Raw genomic sequence first — 16,310 nt, 5'->3', positions numbered from 1 at the left:
GGAGCGACATGAGCCAGGCCTATTTCATCGCCGGGACCGACACCGATGTCGGCAAGACCACCATCGCCGCCGGGCTGTTGCATGCGGCACGGTTGCAGGGGCTGAGTACCTTGGGCGCGAAGCCGGTGGCTTCGGGTTGCACGATGACGCCCAAAGGCCTGCGCAACAGTGATGCCCAGGCGTTGATCGACGAAAGCTCGGTCAAGCTCGCCTACGAAGAGGTCAACCCGTTTGCCTTCGAGCCGGCCATTGCACCGCACGTGGCTGCCCGGGAGGCGGGTGTTGCGCTGGAAGTACCCGTGCTGTCCAGGGCCATGCGCCATGTGCTGGACCAGGGGGCAGACTTTACCCTGGTCGAAGGTGCGGGCGGTTGGCGCGTGCCATTGTCCAACCACGCCAACCTGTCGGACCTGGCGATTGCCCTCAAGCTGCCGGTGATTCTGGTGGTCGGGGTGCGCCTGGGCTGCATCAACCATGCTTTGCTCAGTGCCGAGGCGATTGCCCGGGACGGGCTGCAGCTGGCGGGCTGGGTGGCGAATATCATCGAACCACGGACTTCGCGGCTGGAGGAAAACCTGGCCAGCCTGGCGGAGCGCTTGCCAGCGCCGTGCCTGGGGCGGGTGCCGAAGCTCAAGCAGGCCACGGCAGATGTCGTGGCGGAGCATTTGCAACTCGACTTGCTGGATTGAGGGATTGGCAGGTATGCCTATGGCCTATCAAGTAGCACTGGGCCATTAGGGATTTAAACGGGCCTTTTCGCGCCTGGCCTGCTTTAATTGGCCCTGTTCACATCCAGCGTCATTGGAGTCCTGACATGGAAATCACCGGCAGCACCGCGTACTACGCGGGCCTCAACGCCATCTACAACGGCCAGAACCGCGTCGATCAGGCGGCCGGCCAGATCGCCAATGCCTCGGTCGAGCGCGCCGCCACCAGCCAGTCCAGCGACTTCCAGGCCGAGCGCCTGCGTGGGGTCGACCGCAGCCAGCAGATGGACCTGGCCACCAGCACCGTGCAATTGGCCCTGGGCAAGACCGAGGTCGAACTCGGCGCAAAGGTGGCAAAGGCTTCCGACGAAATGCTCGGACGGTTCATCGACACCTACGCCTGATCGGCCAATTTCTCCGAGTTATACACAGCCCCTGTGGGAGCGGGCGTGCCCGCGAATGCGTCAGATCAGGCAGCTCTGTTGCCTGCCCTGGCCCTTTCGCGGGCAAGCCCGCTCCCACAGGGGCATTGTTTTTTCTGGGGTTGGCATAAACGCCATCTTTCGCGGCGTAAATGGAACCATAGTCCCTCCTTGACATCGGGCGGTCCTAAACGTAAGTTTCAAACAACTGTTTGACCGAAAGCCGACAAGAGCTGGTCGGTATCAGCGGTCCCCTACCGAACTCATCACAGAGGTTCATCGCAATGCCTGATTACAAAGCCCCCTTGCGTGATATTCGTTTCGTCCGCGACGAGCTGCTCGGCTACGAGGCGCACTATCAGAGCCTGCCGGGTTGCCAGGACGCCACACCGGACATGGTCGACGCGATCCTGGAAGAAGGCGCGAAGTTCTGTGAGCAGGTGCTGTCTCCGCTGAACCGTGTCGGTGACCAGGAAGGCTGCACCTGGAGCGAGTCGGGCGTAAAGACCCCGACCGGTTTCAAGGCAGCCTACGAGCAGTTTGTGGAAGGTGGCTGGCCGAGCCTGGCGCATGACGTCGAGCACGGCGGCCAGGGCCTGCCAGAATCGCTGGGCCTGGCCTTGAGCGAAATGGTCGGTGGTTCGAACTGGTCGTGGGGCATGTACCCAGGCCTGTCCCACGGCGCGATGAACACCATCTCCGCCCACGGCACCGCCGAGCAGCAGCACACCTACCTGACCAAGCTGGTATCCGGCGAGTGGACCGGCACCATGTGCCTGACCGAGCCGCACTGCGGTACCGACCTGGGCATGCTGCGCACCAAGGCCGAGCCACAGGCCGACGGCAGCTACAAAGTGTCCGGCACCAAGATCTTCATCTCGGCTGGCGAACACGACATGGCCGACAACATCGTCCACATCGTGCTGGCGCGTCTGCCGGATGCTCCGGCGGGTACCAAAGGTATCTCGCTGTTCATCGTGCCGAAGTTCCTGCCCAACGCCGAAGGCGGGGTGGGTGAGCGCAACGGCGTGAGCTGTGGCTCGATCGAGCACAAGATGGGCATCCACGGCAACGCCACCTGCGTGATGAACTTCGACGCGGCCACCGGCTACCTGATCGGCCCGGCCAACAAAGGCCTGAACTGCATGTTCACCTTCATGAACACCGCACGCCTGGGTACCGCGCTGCAAGGCCTGGCCCACGCCGAAGTGGCCTTCCAGGGCGGCCTGAAATACGCCCGTGAACGCCTGCAGATGCGTTCCCTGACCGGCCCGAAAGCACCGGACAAAGCCGCTGACCCGATCATCGTCCACCCGGACGTGCGTCGCATGCTGCTGACCATGAAGGCCTTCGCTGAAGGCAACCGCGCGATGGTGTACTTCACTGCCAAGCAGGTGGACATCGTCAAGTACAGCCAGGACGAAGAAGAGCGCAAGAAGGCCGACGCCCTGCTGGCGTTCCTGACCCCGATCGCCAAGGCATTCATGACCGAAGTCGGCTTCGAGGCCGCCAACCATGGCGTGCAGATCTACGGTGGTCACGGCTTCATCGCCGAGTGGGGTATGGAGCAGAACGTGCGCGACAGCCGTATCTCCATGCTGTACGAAGGCACCACCGGCATCCAGGCCCTCGACCTGCTGGGCCGCAAGGTGCTGATGACCCAGGGCGAAGCGCTCAAGGGCTTCACCAAGATCGTGCACAAGTTCTGCCAGGCGCAGGAAGGCAATGACGCGGTCAAGGAGTTCGTCGAGCCATTGGCAGCGCTGAACAAGGAGTGGGGCGAGCTGACCATGAAAGTGGGCATGGCCGCGATGAAGGACCGCGAGGAAGTCGGTGCTGCGTCGGTGGATTACCTGATGTATTCCGGTTACGCGTGCCTGGCCTACTTCTGGGCTGACATCGCCCGCCTGGCGGCTGAAAAGCTGGCAGCCGGCACCAGCGAAGAAGGCTTCTACACCGCCAAGCTGCAGACCGCGCGCTTCTACTTCCAGCGCATCCTGCCGCGTACCCGTGCTCACGTGGCCACCATGCTGTCGGGCGCCAACAACCTGATGGACATGAAAGAAGAAGACTTCTCGCTGGGTTACTAAGCCCTGGTGAGCTACTGAAGAAAACGCCGCTCCTAGTGAGCGGCGTTTTTTTTGGCTTTAAATTTTAATTAGGCCTGTTCGGGCCTAATTGCATTTTTCAATACTTTTAAATAAGCATGGCTGGCGCAGCGCAACATACGTGCGCGTGCTGCTCTCATCTTCTTCAAGTTTCAGTTTGGCCTTGTTCCGCACTTCTCCAACTATTGGTCAGCCGTTGAGTACGAAATAGCAAATACGTTGCCAGGTTTTACCGAAGCACGGGATGCCTGTGAGCTTGGCGTTTCGGGGCGTCTGTGAACACTTCGTGAAGGCAGCATGGGGAATGCCACCCACTAATGGGGGCGAATTTACACCGGAACTGAGTAAGTTGGGTGATCAGTATTTATTGGTATGATCACCTAAATAAACCGGTATAAAAAATCATTGGGTGTTACGCGCCGAAATACTTTGTTACAGCTATGGTGGCATTAAGCGCACTTAGTTGCGTGAACGATCAGCCTGAAAAACCTGAGCCGTCGGGAAGTCCATCATGGTCGACTATCTGAGTAACTTACGAATCCCCCGCGTGGCCTGTGCGATAGCGATGACGCTCGCCGCCGGCCTTCCTTTGACCAGCGTTCGGGCAGCGGACCCGGCCGGGACCGTACCGGCCGTGCCGGATGTACCCAGCCTGCAGTCACTGCGTGGCATGACGCCGCCGGACCCCTCGGGCACCGAAGGTGGCCGCAAGGTCGACCTGATGTCCGATTATGTGATCAATCGCGGGGCAGTGGTGCTGTTGGGCAAGGCCCTGTTCTGGGACATGGCGATCGGCAGTGATGGCGCCACCGCCTGCGCGTCCTGCCACTACCACGCGGGTGTCGATCACCGAGTCACCAACCAGATCAACCCCGGCCAGGCCAACACCAATGCCAACGTCGCGTCGATCTTCAACAAGCCGTTCACGGCCGCTGACATTCCCGGCGACGTGCCGAGCTACGCCACGCGTTCCGGCGGCAAGGGTGGCCCGAACTACACATTGAAAAAAGGCGACTTCCCGACCCACGTGCTGGCCAATCCTCTGGATCGCAACTCGGCGATCGTCTATTCGAGTGATGACGTCATCGGCTCGCAAGGTGTGTTCGACGCCAACTTCGTCAAACCCCGGCAGTCGCGCTTCGACAAGTGCACCCAGCAACCGGACGGCATTTTCCAGGTGGGCGGCATCAATGTGCGCCGCGCCACCGGGCGCAATGCACCGTCGGTGATCAACGCGGCGTTCAACGTGCGCAACTTCTGGGATGGTCGGGCCAACAACGTGTTCAACGGCCTCTCGCCATTTGGTAACCGCGACCCTGACGCTGGGATCTTCGTGACCAAGGATGCCAGTGGCGTGGCGGTCAAGGTGCGCCTGGCCCTCAAGGATGCCTCGGCCGCCTCGCAAGCCGTCGGGCCTCCCGGTAGCGCGGTGGAAATGTCCTGCGGCGGGCGCACCTTCGCCGACATTGGCCGGCGCATGCTCGACACCATGATGCTCAAGGGGCAGAAGATCTCGCCGACCGACTCGGTACTCGGGCCGGTCTCCAGTGCCCGTCGGCCGACCTATCGCGAACTGATCAAGAGCGCCTTCCAGCCCCGCCTGTGGAATGCCACGCAACAGGTCTTGCTGGGCAGCGAGCCCTATACCCAGATGGAAGCGAACTTCCCGCTGTTCTTCGGGTTGGCGATCCAGATGTACGAGTCCACGCTGATCTCCGACCAGGCGCCACTGGATGCCTATCTGCAAGGCGATCACACCGCCATGAACGCCCAGCAGGTGCAAGGCATGAACCTGTTCCTGGGCAAAGGCAAGTGTGTCAGCTGCCATGGTGGCGCGGAGCTGACCAACGCGGGCAGCCGGTTGCTGTTTCAGCCGCATGAGCGCATCGAGCGCATGATCATGGCCGACGGCCTGACCACGCTCTACGACAACGGCTTCTACAACACCGGTGTGCGCCCGACTTCCGAGGACCTGGCGCTGGGTGGCTCGGACGCCTGGGGCAATCCGCTGTCTTTCACCCGTCAGTACAACACCCAGCTGCAAGGCGGGAATATTCCTGACCCACTGGAGGTCGATGTGTGCACCTTCGAGGCGCCGCTGAGCGCAGCGGTGCCCTGCGACCCGACCCTCAAGCCCAGTGTCGGTTTCCGCGACTCGGTCGATGGCGCCTTCAAGACCCCGACCCTGCGCAACATCGCCTTGACCGGGCCGTACTTCCACAACGGCAGCCGGGCAACGCTGCAGCAGGTGATGGAGTTCTACAACCGCGGCGGCGACCGGCGTGGCGAGGACGCCAGCAACACCAGCGGCTTCGAGCACCCGGCAGTCAATCAGCACAACGGCTCCAACCTTGATCCGGACATGACCGCGCTGAACCTGACCCCCGATGAAGTCGATGCACTGGTCAAGTTCATGGAAATCGGCTTGACCGATCCGCGCGTCGCCTGGGAGCGGGCACCGTTCGATCACCCGTCACTGGTGCTGCCACAGGGTGAGAAGGGCGATGAAAACTCGGTCGGGCAAAAACCGGCCAGCGCACAGATCACCTCTCGGCAAGCGCAAGACGCCGATTTTCAGCTCAATGCCGTGGGTGCCTCAGGGCGCTCCACTGCGCAGGGGCCACTGCTGCCATTCAACAACGACCTCTAGCGCCTAGCTGGTGCGGTGCATTGTAGGAGCGGCCTGGTGTCGCGAAAGGGGTGCGAAGCGCCCCCGGAATTTCAGCAACCCTGCTGAAATTGCTGGGGCTGCTTTGCAGCCCTTTCGCGACACCAGGCCGCTCCTACACATCGATCGCGGTGGCTTTCAGTTACAAGAAAAGCTCAAGCCCTCCACCCCCGCTGCCGTTAACCCCACCGGTGTACTCATCTATTCACGTGTGCTGCCGATGAAGTAAAGGCACAATGCTATTATTGATCTGCCGGGTCGGAGATTGCCCTTGTTTCGTCTAAACGCTGTTCGCGCGAGCCATTTCCTGCCTTCGCTGTTTTTGCTGCTGGCTGGGCTTGCGGCGGCTTATGTAAGAGACCTCAGCGTCTTCTTCACATCACTGTTCAACGTCCTCCCCACCCTGGTCCTGCTGCTGGGCGGCGCCTACTGCGCCGTGTATCGCCGCCAGCGTGAGCTGTTCCTGATGGTCACGGTGTACATCGCCTATTTCCTGCTTGATACCCAGACCGACTTCTATCGTGACAACGGCCGCGTGCGCGAGGACGCGGCGGTGATCTTCCACCTGGTGTGCCTGTTGCTGCCTGCCTTGTACGGCCTGTTCGGCGCCTGGCAGGAACGTACTCACCTGGCCCAGGACCTGCTGGCCCGCTTCGCCGTGCTGTTCGCCGTCGGCAGCGTGGCCGTGGCCCTGGAGCAGAGCTTCCCGCAGGCGCTGCTGGCCTGGCTGGCGGAGATCCGCTGGCCGTCGCTGCATGGCCAGTGGATGAGCCTGATCCAGATGGTCTACCCGGTGTTCGTCGTGGTGTTCGTCCTGCTGGTCGTGCAATACCTGCGCGAGCCCCGGCCCTTGCATGCGGCGCAGCTGATTGGCCTGGTCGGCATCTTCTGGATGCTGCCCAAGACCTTCATCCTGCCATTCACCCTGAACATCATGTGCAGCCAGGTGATGCTGATGATTGCTGCGGCGGTCTCGCACGAGGCCTACCAAATGGCCTTCCGTGACGAACTGACCGGTTTGCCTGGGCGCCGTGCATTGAACGAGCGCATGCAACGCCTGGGTCGCAACTACGTGATCGCGATGACCGACGTCGACCACTTCAAGAAATTCAACGACACCCACGGCCATGATGTCGGTGACCAGGTGCTGCGGCTGGTCGCCAGCCGGTTGTCCAAGGTCACCGGCGGTGGCCGCGCCTATCGCTACGGTGGCGAGGAATTTGCCCTGGTGTTCGCCGGCAAGACCGCCGAAGAGTGCGTGCCGCACGTGGAAGCGGTGCGCGAGATGATTGCCAACTACACCATGCACCTGCGTGACCAGAACAGCCGCCCGCAGGACGATTCAGCCGGGCGTCAGCGCCGCAGCGGCAGCGCTGGCGGCACGGTCTCGGTGACCATCAGCATTGGCGTCGCCGAGCGGTTGGTCGACCATCGCAACCCGGAAGAAGTGCTCAAGTCCGCCGACCAGGCGCTTTACAGTGCCAAGGGTGCGGGGCGTAACTGTGTCATGGTCCATGGTCAACAATCCCAGCGCGGGGCCGTGCGGATGGCGTGACCAAAATAGACTATATGGTCGCGTGATGACCCTATGTCTCGCAAAAGTTGTTCGGTTACACTGGATTCAACCCCGGGTTGCTTCTTTTTACGAACCCCGTGCCGCGGTCCCTGTGGCCGCCCCGACCCGACCAGCGAGAGGTTGTCATGGCTGACTATAAAGCGCCCCTGCGCGACATGCGCTTCGTACTGAATGAAGTCTTCAACGTGGCCGAGTTGTGGGCGCAGCTGCCCGAACTGGCCGAGGCGGTCGATGCGGATACCGCCATGGCAGTGCTGGAAGAAGCCGGCAAGGTCACCAGCAAGACCATTGCCCCCCTCAGCCGCGCCGCTGACGAGGAAGGCTGCCACTGGGACAACGGTGCCGTGCGTACGCCAGCCGGCTTCATCGAGGCCTACAACACCTACGCCGAGGGCGGTTGGGTGGGCGTGGGCGGTGACCCGCAATTCGGTGGCATGGGCATGCCCAAGGCGATCTCGGCCCAGGTCGAGGAAATGGTCAACGCCTCGAGCCTGGCCTTCGGCCTGTACCCGATGCTGACCGCCGGTGCCTGCCTGTCGATCAACGCCCATGCCAGTGAAGCGCTGAAGGAACAGTACCTGCCGAACATGTACGCCGGCGTCTGGGCCGGCTCCATGTGCCTGACCGAACCGCATGCCGGCACCGACCTGGGCATCATCCGCACCAAAGCCGAGCCCCAGGCCGATGGCAGCTACAAGGTCAGCGGCACCAAGATCTTCATTACCGGCGGCGAGCATGACCTGACCGAGAACATCATCCACCTGGTGCTGGCCAAGCTGCCGGACGCACCGGCGGGGCCCAAAGGCATCTCGCTGTTCCTGGTGCCGAAGTTCCTGGTCAACCAGGACGGCAGCCTCGGCGCGCGCAATCCGGCCACCTGTGGCTCGATCGAGCACAAGATGGGCATCCAGGCTTCGGCGACCTGCGTGATGAACTTCGACGAGGCCGTCGGTTACATCGTCGGCGAGCCGAACAAGGGCCTGGCGGCCATGTTCACCATGATGAACTACGAGCGCCTGGGCGTGGGCATCCAGGGCCTGGCGTCGGCCGAACGCTCCTACCAGAACGCTGTGGAATACGCCCGTGATCGCCTGCAGAGCCGCGCCCCGACCGGGCCGCAGGCCAAGGACAAGGCCGCCGACCCGATCATCGTCCACCCTGACGTGCGGCGCATGCTGCTCACCATGAAGGCGCTGATCGAGGGCGGTCGTGCCTTCTCCACCTATGTGGCGATGCAGCTCGACAGCGCCAAGTACAGCGAAGACCCGGTCACGCGCAAACGCAGCGAAGAGCTGGTGGCGCTGCTGACTCCGGTGGCCAAGGCCTTCCTCACCGACCTCGGCCTTGAGTGCACGGTGCACGGCCAGCAGGTATTCGGTGGCCACGGCTACATTCGCGAGTGGGGCCAGGAGCAACTGGTGCGCGATGTGCGTATCACCCAGATCTACGAAGGTACCAACGGTATCCAGGCGCTGGACCTCATGGGGCGCAAGGTGGTGGCCAGCGGTGGTGCGTACTACAAGCTGTTCTCTGACGAGATTCGCCAGTTCATTGCCAGCGCTGATGGCCAGCTGGACGAGTTTGCCAAGCCGCTGGGCGCCTACCTGGATCAGCTCGACGGGCTGACCGAATGGGTACTGGAGCAGGCCAAGGGCAATCCGAATGAGATCGGTGCCGCGTCGGTCGAGTACCTGCAGGCCTTTGGCTATGTGGCCTATGCCTACATGTGGGCACTGATGGCGCGTGCGGCCAAGGCCGGTGAGGGCGACGAGGCGTTCTATGCGGCCAAGCTGGGCACGGCGCGCTTTTACTTTGCGCGCTTGCTGCCGCGGGTGAATTCGTTGGTGGCCTCGGTGAAGGCGGGCAGTGAGTCGCTGTACCTGCTGGATGCCGAACAGTTTTGAAGTGATTGCGAAAGATTACTTCTTGTAAGCCTTTTCCTACATGACGTGGTGACTTTTCGCCACTGGCGCCAGATTGGATCCACAGTTAATCTTTCTACATGGACGTTGCGCAGGAAGCGCAAAGGACAGAACAGGGACAACGAAGGATTTCCTGCCAGGATGGCGGGGCGATAGGGATGTCACAGGGAAACAGTCTAGAGAACCCCGCTTCGGCGGGGTTTTCTTCGTCTGCGTTTTTTCAGCCAAGCACATCCAGCGGCGTGGCACCCAGTTGCCGGGCGTCGGTCTCTTCCTCCAGCAACGTGCGCAGCAGTTCCACCGACGCCTGTTGGCGCTGAGCATCACGGAACACCAGGCCGACCTTGAGCGGCACGCGCGGCTCACTCAACGGTTTCCACAGCAAACCCTGGTCGTCCTCGGCGGCATCCTTGGCCCGCCCCGGCAGAATGGTCGCCAGCGCGGTGTGCGCCAGGCTGTCGAGAATCCCCGCCATGTTGTTCATCTCGGCTTGCACCTGCGGCCTGCGGCCTTGTGCGGCCAACTGCTCCTTCCAGATCTGGCGGATCTGGAATTCCTCGCCGAGCATCAGCATGGGTAATTCGGCGGCCTGTTTGATGGAGACCTTCTTGAAGTCTTTCAGAGGGTGGGTAGCCGGGATGACAACCTGCAACTCGTCTTCGTACAGCAGCGAACCGTGCAGCCCTGGCTGGCGCGGTGGCAGGTAGCTGATGCCGATGTCCAGGTTGCCATTGAGCAGCCGCCGTTCGATCTCCAGCCCCGACAGTTCGTAGATCTGCACCACGAGATGCGGCTGGGCCTTGCGCACACGTTCCAGCAACTGTGGCACCAGGCTTGGCCGCACGGTCTGCAGCACCCCGATGGCCAAGGTGCGCAGTGACTGGCCCTTGAAGTTGCGCATGGCCTCATGGGCACGTTGCAGGCCATCCAGCAGCGGCAGGGCATGGTTGTACAGGGTGTGTGCAGCCAGGGTCGGCAGCAGGCGCTTGTTGCTGCGCTCGAACAGGCTGAGGTCGAGGCTGTGCTCAAGCTGGCGAATCTGTTGTGACAGTGCCGGTTGCGACAGCGACAGGCGTTCGGCGGCGCGGCCGACATGGCCTTCTTCATACACCGCGACGAAATAACGCAGTTGGCGAAAATCCATAAGTAACACTTATCGAAAAAGCTGGGAAAACGAAATGGCCGCAAACGCTGCCGAAGCCTAGTCTATCGCCGTATTCCAACGGGTTACAGCGATCAATCCGCTCATTGTTACCGCGTTTGAAAAACACTTTTGATAGGCAAGGCAAAATTATCCAGCGCCGGCAGCAAGACCGGACCCCTGGCCGCCCTTTACCGTGATTGGTTGGAGCCCCGATGAACCTGTTCAACCTGCGCCGTTCGGCCCCTGCCGCGGTTGCCGAGCCCAAGCGTGCGCCGGTGATCGTGGCGGATGCGCCGCAGTTGTCGCGCGAGCGCCTGATGCCGAGCACCGAGCGTGCGGCGCAGGTGTTCGTGCGTGGCCAGGGCTCCTGGTTGTGGGATAACGAAGGGCATGCCTATCTGGACTTCACCCAGGGCGGCGCGGTCAACAGCCTCGGCCACAGCCCGACGGCGCTGGTCAAGGCGCTGGGCAACCAGGCCCAGGCGCTGATCAATCCGGGTGCGGGCTACCACAGCCGTGGTCTGCTGGCGCTGGTCAACCGCCTGTGCCAGAGCACCGGTAGCGACCAGGCGTACTTGCTCAACAGCGGTGCCGAGGCCTGTGAAGGGGCGATCAAGCTGGCGCGCAAGTGGGGCCAGCTGCACCGCAACGGCGCCTACCACATCATTACTGCCAGCCAGGCCTGCCATGGCCGCAGCCTGGGCGCGCTGTCCGCTTCCGACCCGCTGCCGTGCAACCGCTGCGAGCCGGGCCTGCCGGGGTTCAGCAAGGTGCCGTTCAACGACCTGGCGGCGCTGCATGCCGAGGTCGATTCGCGCACCGTGGCGATCATGCTCGAGCCGATCCAGGGTGAGGCGGGGGTGATCCCGGCGACACGTGAGTACCTGCAGGGCGTGGAAAAGCTCTGCCGGGAACTGGGCATCCTGCTGATTCTCGACGAAGTGCAGACGGGTATTGGCCGCTGCGGGGCATTGCTGGCAGAAGAGACCTACGGCGTGCGTGCCGACATCATCACGCTGGGCAAGGGCTTGGGGGGCGGCGTGCCACTGGCGGCCTTGCTCGCTCGCGGGACAGCCTGCTGTGCGGAACCTGGCGAACTGGAGGGCAGCCATCACGGCAATGCACTGATGAGCGCTGCGGGTCTGGCTGTGCTGGAAACCGTGCTGGAGCCGGGTTTCTTCGGGCAGGTGCAGGACAGTGGTCGCCATCTGCGTGATGGCCTGAGCCGCCTGGCCGGCCGCTATGGCCAGGGCGAAGTGCGCGGCCAGGGGCTTTTGTGGGCGCTGCAGTTGCAGGAAAACCTGGCCAAGGAACTGGTCGGGGCTGCCTTGCACGAAGGTTTGCTGCTGAACGCGCCGCAGGCCGATGTTGTGCGTTTCTCGCCGGCGCTGACCGTGAGCAAGGGCAATATCGACGAAATGCTCCTGCGCCTGGCACGGGCCTTTGCCCGTTTGCATGCGCAACAACAGGCCCGCCGCGAAATGCCGGCCTGATCAAGAATTTTACGAACCGTCTGGCGTTTCTGCGCATCGCCCCGTGCCTGTTTCATTTGGCCCGGGGCGTTTTTTTTTGCCTGTGGAACCTCTGCGATGCGCGGCGAGTCTCTGATGTAAGCCCTTCAGGAGAGACCCGCATGGACTTCATTCGCATCATCATCGCCATCATCTTGCCGCCGCTGGGTGTGTTTCTGCAGGTGGGGTTTGGCGGGGCGTTCTGGGTGAACATACTACTGACCCTGCTGGGCTACATCCCGGGGATCGTGCATGCGGTGTATATCATCGCCAAGCGCTGAGGATGCCGGGGCCGCAGAGCGGCCCCAGGCTGTCAGCCCTCCAACACCCTGCAATAGAACTTCCACTCTTCCTCCAGCGCATGCGCCAGGTTTTCGGCCTTGCGGAACCCGTGCCGCTCCCCTGCATAGAAATGCCCTTGAGCCGCGATGCCATTGGCTTGCAACGCGGCCAGCATCGAGCGCGTCTGCTCCGGCACCACCACGGCATCCAGCTCGCCCTGGAAGAAGATCACCGGCACCTTGATTTGCGAAGCATGCAGCAGGGGCGTGCGCTGGCGATAACGTTCGGCATCTTGCTGCGGGTCACCGATCAGCCAGTCCAGGTAATCACCTTCGAACTTGTGCGTGGCCTGGCCCAGGGCAATTGGATCACTGACCCCGTAAAGGCTGGCACCCGCACGGAATACACCGTGGAAAGCCAAGGCGCACAGTGTGGTGTAGCCACCGGCACTGCCGCCGCGAATGAAGGCCTTGCCGGGGTCGATCAGCCCTCGCCCGGCCAGATACTCGACGGCGGCACAGGCATCCTGCACATCGCTTTCGCCCCAACGCAGGTGCAGCGCCTGGCGGTATGCCCGGCCATAGCCGGTGCTGCCCCGGTAGTTCAGGTCGGCCACGGCGAAACCGCGATGGGTCCAGTACTGGATGCGTGGGTCGAGTACCGGGTAGCAGGCCGAGGTCGGGCCGCCGTGGATGAACACCACCAAGGGTGCCGGGCCCATGTTGGCGGCTGCCGGATAGAAGAAACCATGGGCCAGCGCACCGCCGCTCTCGTAATGAATCGACTGCGGCAGGCTGATTTGCGCGGCAGGCAGCACTTCGGCGCCACCGGCCAGCACGCTGACTTCGTGGCCGATGCGGGCAATGGCAATCACCGCCGGTGGACTGACCGGAGAAGCGGCGATGGCGTAGAGGTATTCGGTATCCATAGCCAGACTGCGGAAGCGGGTATAGGCGCTGGCGAAACGCTCCACCCGGCCATCGTCGGAGCGCAGGCCAAGTTGCCCGAAGCCACCTTCGAACCAGCTGGCCAGGTAGCTCTGCGGCCCCAGGGGCAGCCAGGTGCTGGTGCCCAGTTGCCAGGGCGCGGCGGCGTGGTCCGCATCTTCCGCAGGCAGCGCTTGCCAGCGGCCGTCGATTTCGCCCCACGGCTGCCAGAACCCATTGCGGTCGGACAGGCAATACAACCGGCCTTGAGCATCGAAGCGTGGTTGTTGCAGTGATTCGTCATCGGCCGCCATGCAGCGTACCGCTCCCCAGTTTCCGCTGGGGCCGCGTTCTCGGCACATCAGCCGGGTAACGGTCCAGGGCTGTGCCGGACGGTCCCATTCGACCCAGGCCAGGCGCTGGCCATCAGCGCTGATCGTTGGCGAGGCATAGAAGTCGGCACCCTCGGCGAGTACCTCCCTGCTGCTATCGTCCAGTGCCACCAGGCGATGTTCGACGCTTTCGCCATGGCGCTCTTCGACTGCCAGCACCTTGCCGTCGTGCCACTGCACGTCGCCATAGCGGCAATCGGACTGATCGGTCAGGGCGCGAGGTGCACCGCCTTCGAGGCGCTGGGTATAGACCTGCTGATCCTTCTCATTGACGAACAGCAGCCCATCGCCGCCCAGGCAGAAGCTGCCACCACCGTATTCGTAGACCCGGCTGCGTACGCTGAAACCATCGGGCGTGAGGCAGCGCGCCTGCTGGTCACGCCACTGCCAGATACGGCAGGCCCCATCGGCCGGGCGGAACTCGTTCCAGAACAGCCCCTCGGCACTGACCTTGAGTTCGGCAAAGTCGGTGCCGGCGGCAACGGCCTGGGCGGCGCTGAAGTCAGCCGCGGACGATGACACGGGAGTTGCGCTCATTGCGGAAGGTCATCTCTTCGATGGCGAGTTGGGCGGTCTCCGCTTCCTCGCGGGCCTTGAGGATGATGCCGTGATCGGGTGACTTGGCGCACACCGGGTCGGCCTTGCTGGCATCGCCGGTCAGCATGAAGGCCTGGCAACGGCAGCCGCCGAAGTCCTTTTCCTTCTCGTCGCACGAACGGCACGGCTCGGGCATCCAGTCGTAACCGCGGAAGCGGTTGAAGCCGTACGAGTCGTACCAGATGTGGTGCAGGTCATGGTCGCGCACGTTGGGGAACTGCACCGGCAATTGCCGGGCGCCGTGGCAAGGCAGGGCAGTGCCGTCCGGGGTGATGGTCAGGAACAGGCTGCCCCAGCCGTTCATGCAGGCCTTGGGGCGTTCCTCGTAGTAGTCCGGGGTGACGAAGATCAGCTTGCACGGGCTGCCTTCGGCCTTGAGCTTTTGCCGGTACTCGTTGGTGATGCGTTCGGCACGTTCGAGCTGCGCGCGGGTCGGCAGCAGGCCCAGGCGGTTGAGGTGCGCCCAGCCGTAGAACTGGCAGGTGGCAAGCTCGACGAAGTCGGCTTCAAGGGCGATGCACAGCTCGATGATACGGTCGATCTTGTCGATGTTGTGCCGGTGGGTGACGAAGTTGAGCACCATCGGGTAGCCGTGGGCCTTCACCGCGCGGGCCATCTCCAGCTTCTGCGCAAAGGCCTTTTTCGAGCCGGCCAGCAGGTTGTTGACCTGCTCGTCACTGGCCTGGAAGCTGATCTGGATATGGTCCAGCCCGGCCTGCTTGAAGGCAGCGATGCGCGCTTCGGTCAGGCCGATGCCGGAGGTGATCAGGTTGGTGTAGTAGCCCAGCCGGCGGGCCTCGCCGATCAGCTCGGTGAGGTCCTGGCGCACCAGCGGTTCGCCACCGGAGAAGCCGATCTGCGCGGCACCCATTTCGCGGGCCTCGGCCATTACCTTGAACCACTGCTCGGTGCTCAGCTCCTGGCCCTGGGCGGCGAAGTCCAGCGGGTTGGAGCAGTACGGGCACTGCAGCGGGCAGCGGTAGGTCAGTTCGGCCAGCAGCCACAGCGGCAGGCCGACCGGCACCTCAGGCGAGGGTGATCCAGTGTTCGGCACGGGCCACCTCCATGAATTGCTCAATGTCGTCGGCGACTTCGGGCACACCAGGGAATTGTCGTTCGAGGTCGGCGATGATCGCCGCCACGTCACGCTTGCCGTCGATCAGCCCGCCGATAAGGCCAGCGCTGTCGTTGAGCTTGATCATGCCCTCGGGGTACAGCAGCACATGGCCTTTTTGTGCCGGCTCGTACTGGAAGCGGTAGCCGGGGCGCCAGTTCGGCGTTTGCTTGCGGTCGAAACTCATAGGGCGATCCCCTTGTGCCAGACCCGTTGTTGGGTGACGGTGTGGTAAGGCGGGCGGTTCAGCTCGTAGGCCATGCTCATGGCGTCGAGCATGCTCCAGAGGATATCCAGCTTGAACTGCAGGATTTCCAGCATACGCTCCTGGCCCGCGCGGGTGGTGTAGTGCTGCAAGGTGATCGCCAGGCCGTGCTCGACGTCGCGCCGGGCCTGGCCCAGGCGGGTGCGGAAGTACTCGTAGCCGGCCGGGTCGATCCACGGGTAGTGCTGTGGCCAGCTGTCCAGGCGCGACTGGTGGATCTGCGGAGCGAACAGCTCGGTCAGCGAGCTGCTGGCCGCTTCCTGCCAACTGGCACGGCGGGCGAAGTTGACGTAGGCATCGACGGCGAAGCGCACGCCGGGCAGCACCAGTTCCTGGGAGCGCAACTGGTCGGGGTCGAGGCCGACCGCCTGACCCAAGCGCAGCCAGGCTTCGATACCGCCGTCCTCGCCGGGCGCGCCGTCATGGTCGAGCAGGCGCTGGATCCACTCGCGGCGGATTTCGCGGTCCGGGCAGTTGGCCAGGATCGCGGCATCCTTCATCGGGATGTTGACCTGGTAGTAGAAACGGTTGGCCACCCAGCCCTGGATCTGTTCGCGAGTGGCGCGACCTTGGTACATCGCCACATGGTATGGATGGTGGATGTGGTAGTAGGCGCCCTTGGCGCGCAGGGCCTGCTCGAAATCGGCAGGTGACATTGGCAGTGCGTCGCTCATGG

13 protein-coding genes are annotated in these 16,310 nt (G+C 63.0%); 8 read left to right on the top strand and 5 right to left on the bottom strand.

Annotated elements, in window-relative coordinates:
• Positions 1–8: 8 nt before the first annotated feature.
• The 6 genes from bioD (at position 9) to J7573_RS15890 (ending at position 9,385) form a co-directional block, all read left to right on the top strand.
• The gene (gene bioD, locus J7573_RS15915; RefSeq protein ID WP_294337085.1) at positions 9–689 is read left to right on the top strand and encodes a dethiobiotin synthase; all 681 of its coding nucleotides are present in this window, start codon (positions 9–11) and stop codon (positions 687–689) included.
• Between the two features lie 125 nt (positions 690–814).
• The gene (locus tag J7573_RS15910; protein ID WP_060512164.1) at positions 815–1,111 is read left to right on the top strand and encodes a hypothetical protein; all 297 of its coding nucleotides are present in this window, start codon (positions 815–817) and stop codon (positions 1,109–1,111) included.
• Positions 1,112–1,413: 302 nt separating this feature from the next.
• Entirely contained in the window at positions 1,414–3,219 is a 1,806-nt protein-coding gene (locus tag J7573_RS15905) for a phenylacyl-CoA dehydrogenase (protein ID WP_110639226.1), read from the top strand.
• A 529-nt stretch (positions 3,220–3,748) separates the two neighbouring features.
• Positions 3,749–5,887: a cytochrome c peroxidase gene (locus tag J7573_RS15900; RefSeq protein ID WP_294337081.1), complete on the top strand. Its 2,139-nt coding sequence runs from the start codon at positions 3,749–3,751 to the stop codon at positions 5,885–5,887.
• A gap of 289 nt (positions 5,888–6,176) precedes the next feature.
• A complete protein-coding gene (locus tag J7573_RS15895) occupies positions 6,177–7,460 on the top strand; it encodes a GGDEF domain-containing protein (protein ID WP_294337079.1) in 1,284 nt (427 codons plus the stop codon).
• 146 nt (positions 7,461–7,606) lie between these two features.
• A complete protein-coding gene (locus J7573_RS15890; RefSeq protein ID WP_294337078.1) occupies positions 7,607–9,385 on the top strand; it encodes an acyl-CoA dehydrogenase C-terminal domain-containing protein in 1,779 nt (592 codons plus the stop codon).
• 238 nt (positions 9,386–9,623) lie between these two features.
• Here the strand turns inward: J7573_RS15890 and J7573_RS15885 are convergent, their stop codons facing one another.
• Positions 9,624–10,547, bottom strand: a complete 924-nt coding sequence (locus J7573_RS15885; RefSeq protein ID WP_294337076.1) for a LysR family transcriptional regulator — start codon at positions 10,545–10,547, stop codon at positions 9,624–9,626.
• 212 nt (positions 10,548–10,759) lie between these two features.
• On the opposite strand from J7573_RS15885, the gene J7573_RS15880 reads away from it, so the two are divergent.
• Together J7573_RS15880 and J7573_RS15875 are read left to right on the top strand one after the other, a co-directional pair.
• Positions 10,760–12,040, top strand: a complete 1,281-nt coding sequence (locus tag J7573_RS15880; RefSeq protein WP_294337074.1) for an aminotransferase class III-fold pyridoxal phosphate-dependent enzyme — start codon at positions 10,760–10,762, stop codon at positions 12,038–12,040.
• Between the two features lie 140 nt (positions 12,041–12,180).
• The gene (locus J7573_RS15875) at positions 12,181–12,339 is read left to right on the top strand and encodes a YqaE/Pmp3 family membrane protein (RefSeq protein WP_294337072.1); all 159 of its coding nucleotides are present in this window, start codon (positions 12,181–12,183) and stop codon (positions 12,337–12,339) included.
• 32 nt (positions 12,340–12,371) lie between these two features.
• On the opposite strand, the gene J7573_RS15870 is transcribed toward J7573_RS15875, so the two are convergent.
• Genes J7573_RS15870 through pqqC form a run of 4 tightly spaced genes read right to left on the bottom strand, consistent with a single transcriptional unit; the run spans position 12,372 to position 16,308 of the window.
• On the bottom strand, positions 12,372–14,195 hold the full coding sequence (locus tag J7573_RS15870) for a S9 family peptidase (RefSeq protein WP_294337071.1): 1,824 nt from the start codon (positions 14,193–14,195) through the stop codon (positions 12,372–12,374).
• Positions 14,161–15,309 (bottom strand): pyrroloquinoline quinone biosynthesis protein PqqE, encoded by a 1,149-nt coding sequence (pqqE, locus tag J7573_RS15865; protein ID WP_294337069.1) that lies wholly within the window; start codon positions 15,307–15,309, stop codon positions 14,161–14,163. Before pqqE ends, J7573_RS15870 begins: the two co-directional genes overlap by 35 nt.
• Positions 15,281–15,556, bottom strand: a complete 276-nt coding sequence (pqqD, locus tag J7573_RS15860; protein WP_294337067.1) for a pyrroloquinoline quinone biosynthesis peptide chaperone PqqD — start codon at positions 15,554–15,556, stop codon at positions 15,281–15,283. Before pqqD ends, pqqE begins: the two co-directional genes overlap by 29 nt.
• Positions 15,553–16,308, bottom strand: a complete 756-nt coding sequence (pqqC, locus tag J7573_RS15855) for a pyrroloquinoline-quinone synthase PqqC (RefSeq protein WP_294337065.1) — start codon at positions 16,306–16,308, stop codon at positions 15,553–15,555. The genes pqqD and pqqC overlap by 4 nt, the downstream gene beginning before the upstream one ends.
• Between the last annotated feature and the right edge of the window lie 2 nt (positions 16,309–16,310).

It is taken from the genome of Pseudomonas sp. (assembly GCF_017744435.1).
In the GTDB taxonomy this organism is placed as follows: Bacteria; Pseudomonadota; Gammaproteobacteria; order Pseudomonadales; family Pseudomonadaceae; genus Aquipseudomonas.
This window is presented reverse-complemented; position numbering and strand designations above follow the sequence as displayed.